The sequence below is a fragment of the Litorivivens sp. genome, assembly GCF_057445395.1.
Window position 1 is genome coordinate 1 of record NZ_JBVBUV010000126.1, and the last position, 4,688, is coordinate 4,688.

The window sequence follows — 4,688 nt, forward strand, 5'->3', positions numbered from 1 at the left end:
ACTTGTGCAATTTGAGAGACACTGATGCCTAGTTATTGAAATGATACTCACTAATTCGGCAATTAGTCAGTAGGGCCAGAACTCTTAATTTTGTAGAAAGTGAATTTCAGCCTGATCCGGAAAACATAATAATTTGTCCAGTTCATTAGCTAATACAACACCCCCACTCCCCGCGTTACAATACCCCCTTTAAACCAATACCTGAGAACACTATGTCGCTATGTGTACTACCGGATTTTGCCGGCGTGGAACTGGACAAGGTACCTGCCCAGCTGGATTCCCTGCTGGATGAGGCCCGGGCCGAGATTGCCAAGCTGGAAACGGCTGATCTGGAGCAATTGCTGGGCCGATTGGAGGCGCTGGATGACCGGATTGACAAATTCTGGTCGGTTATCAGCCACCTAAACGGCGTGATGAACAGCCCGGAATTGCGCGAGGTGTATGCCGAGTGCCAGCCGAAACTGACTGCCTACGGCAACGAGGTGGGTCAGAACCGGGCGCTCTATGATCAGGCTGAGGCTTTGGCTAGCAGTGATATTAAGTTGTCACCAGAGCAACGCACGGGGCTAGAGCATCTGCTGCGGGATTTTCGCCTTGCCGGTGTGGCGCTGGAAGGCGAGGCCAAGGAGCGCTTCAAGGCAATTCGCTTGCGCCTCAGTGAGCTGTCGACCACGTTCCAGAATCAGGTGCTCGATGCCACCCAGGGCTGGTTCAAACATGTTACAGATGCTGCGGAGCTGGCGGGTGTGCCCGAGTCGGCGCTGGAAGGCTACGCCGATGCTGCCAAGGCCAAGGAGCTGGACGGCTACGTGATTTCGCTGGATGTACCGGCCTATCTGCCGGTCATGCAATACGCCGAAAACCGGGAACTGCGCCGAGAGCTTTACGAGGCCTACGGCACCCGTGCTTCAGACCAAGGCCCCAAGGCCGGTGAATGGGACAACAGCGCGGTAATGGTCGAGATTCTGCAGCTGCGTGCGGAGCTTGCCCAGATACTTGGGTATGCCAATTACGCAGAAGTATCGCTGGCACCGAAAATGGCGGAAAGCCCCCAGCGGGTAATGGATTTTCTGCGCGAGCTGGCGGAGAAAAGCCTACCGCGCGCCCGTGCGGAGTTTGATGAGCTGAAGGCCTTTGCCACCAAGAAGGGCTGTAGCGACCTGCAGGCCTGGGATGTGCCGTTCTACAGCGAGCAGTTGCGCACCGAGCGCTATGCCATTTCCCAAGAAGAGCTGAAGCCCTATTTCCCTGCGGAAACGGTGCAGGAGGGCCTGTTCAAGGTCACTGGCCAGCTATTTGGCATTACCTATGAGCGCGATGAATCGGCTGACCTGTGGCACGAGGACGCCCGCTGCTATCACCTGCTGCGCGATGGCGAACCGGTAGCCACGGTCTATACCGACCTGTTTGCCCGTGCCAACAAACGCGGCGGTGCGTGGATGGCCAATTTCTGTGGCCGCCGCGAGGTAAACGGCGAGAATCAATTGCCGGTGGCTTTTGTCACTTGCAACTTTACACCGCCCACCAGCAAGCGCCCTTCCCTGCTCACGCACAGCGATGTGACGACCCTCTTCCACGAATTTGGCCACGCCCTGCACCATATGCTGACACAGGTAAACGTGCTGGCGGTGTCGGGCATCAATGGTGTGGCCTGGGATGCGGTAGAGCTGCCCAGTCAGTTGTTGGAAAACTGGTGCTGGCAGCCCGAGGTGATCCCGATGATCTCCGCCCACTATGAAACTGGCGAGCCGTTGCCGGAAGATATGCTGCAGAAGCTGCTGGCGGCGAAAAACTTTCAGTCCGGGCTGCAGATGGTACGGCAGCTGGAATTTGCTTTATTTGATATGCAGTTGCATGCGCGCCCCGCACCCCAGACGGCGGATGAAATTCAGACTTTGCTGGACAGCGTGCGCAGCGAGGTGGCGGTGTACCCGGTGCCCGCATTCAATCGTTTCCAACACGGTTTTTCCCATATATTTGCCGGTGGCTACGCGGCCGGTTACTACAGCTACAAATGGGCGGAATTGCTGTCGGCCGACGTATTTTCCCGCTTTGCCGAAGAGGGCGTAATGAGCCGCGAACTGGGCCAGGAATTTCTGGACAAGCTGCTGTCCAGAGGTGGCTCCGCAGACCCTATGCAGTTGTTCAGGGATTTTCGTGGTCGCGATCCGCAGCTCGAGCCGCTGCTGCGCGACGCCGGGATACTGGAGGATGCCGCATGAGCACTGAATACCGCCCGCGCCGCTTTATTGCCGGCGCGGTTTGCCCCAAATGCGCGGAGATGGACAAGACGGTGATGTATCGCGTTAGCGACACCGAGCAGGTGCGTGAATGCGTGCGCTGCGGCTTTAAGGAAACCATTCGCGACGACGGGGCACCTGAGGAAGTGCAGACCCGGGTCAATCAGCCCCGTATTGGTGAAAAACCTCTGGCCCATGAGGACGAGGTGCAGGTGGTCAATCTGCTCGACCCCAAAGATGGGCGCTCTCGCCGTGATCACTGAGCTCCAAGGGGGGGCACATGATCACTTGTAGGGTTATAGCGCGGCAAAACCACTGATCAGCATGCCAATCATTGCGAGCAGGCCTACGCCGAAACTGATGCTGCGTGCCATGCGCAGATCAAGGTAATAGCACAGCATATGCCCCGCTCTGGCTGCCACGAAAAGTAACATCAGATTATTGATCCATGCAGGGCTGGCGCCCACGATAAAACAGAAGCTCAGGATTGCCAGCGCGGTGGGTAGGTTCTCATTGCTGTTGCCATGGGCGCGCGTGGCGCGAAACAGAAAATCGTCGGGCCCGCTGAGCACTGGCGTTCCCGGCGGATGCTTGCGCCGAATGCCGGTAACATCGAGTACCAACGTCTGAATCACCATCAGCAGCGCAAGTACACCGAGTGCGGAAATGGCAGGTGCATAGTCAACAAGTAGTGTTGTCATGGTGAGCTTGTCTCCGGTAACGCTGAGCTGGCCAGTGCGTGCAGCGCATCGTCGCTCAACCGCTGCGTGGTCCATCCGTTCATCCCCTGGGCGCCTATTGCCCGGTAGAAATCGATGGCGGGTGTATTCCAGTCCAGCACACTCCATTCGAGTCGGCCGCAGTCGCGTTCCAGTGCCAGTTTGGCGAGGTGGCTGATCAGGGCAAACCCAATGCCCTTGCCGCGCAAATGTTCCCGTACAAACAGGTCTTCCAGATAGAGCCCCCGCTTGCCGACAAAGGTGGAAAAGTTGTGAAAAAACAAGGCGAAGCCCGCCGCTTCTCCCTTGTACTCGGCCATCACCACTTCGGCATCCGGCGTGTCGGAAAACAGTGCGGTTGCCAGCTGTGCCTCTGTCGCCCGCATTTCCGGTTCCAGCTTTTCGTAAATGGCCAGCTCCTGAATCAGGCTGCGGATGGTGGGCACATCGGTGACGGTGGCTTTGCGTATCAGAAGCTCTGTCATACGGTCGGTTGCCTAGCGTGAAAAGGTCGTTATGGCATACCTTCCCGGGAAAGTCATGGGTCCGACGCCGTGCCCCGCGATAGTGACGGCCCATTCTGGCATTGACCTGACCGCCCTGCTTGCCCGTATGATTGCTCCCTCATAACGGAGAATAAAAATGCAGGAAGTGGGTTTTGCCAAGTTGGCGCTGCGTGATGGCGCCATTGTGACGCTGGCCATTATTGGCTGGTGGCTGTTTTCACGCCACTCGGCGGGCACCGGACCAATAGCCGATTTCACCGGCGTGGTGCTGGGTGCGGGCCTGGGCTTTTGTGCCCACACGGCTCATGAATGGGGGCATATTCTGGGCGGTAGGCTGGGGCGCAGTGTGATGCGTTCCGGCACTAGCCTGACGTCCTTTTCCAATTTTGTGTACGACTCGAAGCTAAACAACCGGCCGCAGTTTCTGCTGATGTCGATAATGGGCTTTATTCCTACGGGTGTTGCTGTGTGGCTGTTCTTCAGTTATCTGCCAGAGGGAGAGCTGGCGACTCACGTGGCCCGCGGTGTGGTGTTATTTCTGGTTTTTCTCGGTGTGGTGCTGGAGCTGCCATTAGTTGTTTGGGCGCTGGTTCGCAAAGATTTGCCACCGGTAGATCGCGCCGCCACGTAATCAGGAGAAAATTTGTCGCCGTCGTGGCAAATTGATTTGTCAGGTGTAAACATTCAGCTGTTCCAGCGGCGCGGTACCCAGGTCGCCGGTGGACGCTAACAAATATAATGAGGCTGTCATGAAACGGGTATGTCGCTTGGTTGTGGTTTTGCTCTGTGGTTTTACCATCGCCGCCTGCAATGAGGCGGATAGGCGCTCCAATAATGCCCCGCCACCCATTCTGCCGGGCAGTGTTGACTCACGGGGCAATGGTGGCGGTATCGGGGGTGATGGCGGGGGTGGAGAAAACGCGCCTGTTTTTTCGCAGGAATTTTCAGCTGTTGATTTGCACACTCGTGCAACCCCGGCCCTGCCTGCCGGTGAAATAGAGCTTATTACACTATCCACCTTTCCGGATGCGGTATCTGGTGGCGACGTCTTGATTGCGTTGCGCGGTGTGCCTGCCGGTGATAGCCCGCGCCTGACCTTGAACGGCACGGCTATTTCGCCAGTGTTTACTACCGACAGCGCTAGCGGTGAGTTGCGGGCGCTGGTCAGCAACCTAGTGGATGGTGCTAATACCCTTCAGGCGGCCGTGGGCAGTGGCGATTCC

6 protein-coding genes are annotated in these 4,688 nt (G+C 57.3%); 4 read left to right on the plus strand and 2 right to left on the minus strand.

Annotated elements, in window-relative coordinates; genetic code table 11:
* The first annotated feature begins 212 nt into the window (after nt 1-212).
* Together AC222A_RS18685 and AC222A_RS18690 are read left to right on the plus strand one after the other, a co-directional pair.
* Nucleotides 213-2,222 carry a M3 family metallopeptidase gene (locus tag AC222A_RS18685; RefSeq protein WP_486775436.1) on the plus strand — a complete coding sequence of 670 codons (2,010 nt, stop codon included), beginning with the start codon at nt 213-215 and terminating at the stop codon, nt 2,220-2,222.
* Complete coding sequence (locus tag AC222A_RS18690) at nt 2,219-2,503, plus strand: YheV family putative zinc ribbon protein (RefSeq protein WP_372782094.1); 285 nt, start codon at nt 2,219-2,221, stop codon at nt 2,501-2,503. Before AC222A_RS18685 ends, AC222A_RS18690 begins: the two co-directional genes overlap by 4 nt.
* A gap of 33 nt (nt 2,504-2,536) precedes the next feature.
* Here AC222A_RS18690 and AC222A_RS18695 read toward each other — a convergent pair whose 3' ends face one another.
* Together AC222A_RS18695 and AC222A_RS18700 are read right to left on the minus strand one after the other, a co-directional pair.
* Nucleotides 2,537-2,941 (minus strand): MAPEG family protein, encoded by a 405-nt coding sequence (locus AC222A_RS18695; protein WP_372760273.1) that lies wholly within the window; start codon nt 2,939-2,941, stop codon nt 2,537-2,539.
* Nucleotides 2,938-3,444: a GNAT family N-acetyltransferase gene (locus AC222A_RS18700; RefSeq protein ID WP_372750073.1), complete on the minus strand. Its 507-nt coding sequence runs from the start codon at nt 3,442-3,444 to the stop codon at nt 2,938-2,940. The genes AC222A_RS18695 and AC222A_RS18700 overlap by 4 nt, the downstream gene beginning before the upstream one ends.
* 157 nt (nt 3,445-3,601) lie before the next feature.
* Between AC222A_RS18700 and AC222A_RS18705 the strand changes: the two genes are divergently transcribed.
* Both AC222A_RS18705 and AC222A_RS18710 read left to right on the plus strand, forming a co-directional pair.
* On the plus strand, nt 3,602-4,096 hold the full coding sequence (locus AC222A_RS18705; RefSeq protein WP_372750074.1) for a hypothetical protein: 495 nt from the start codon (nt 3,602-3,604) through the stop codon (nt 4,094-4,096).
* 118 nt (nt 4,097-4,214) lie between these two features.
* Nucleotides 4,215-4,688: DUF6351 family protein (locus tag AC222A_RS18710; protein WP_486775437.1), on the plus strand; the 474-nt coding region annotated here is incomplete at its 3' end.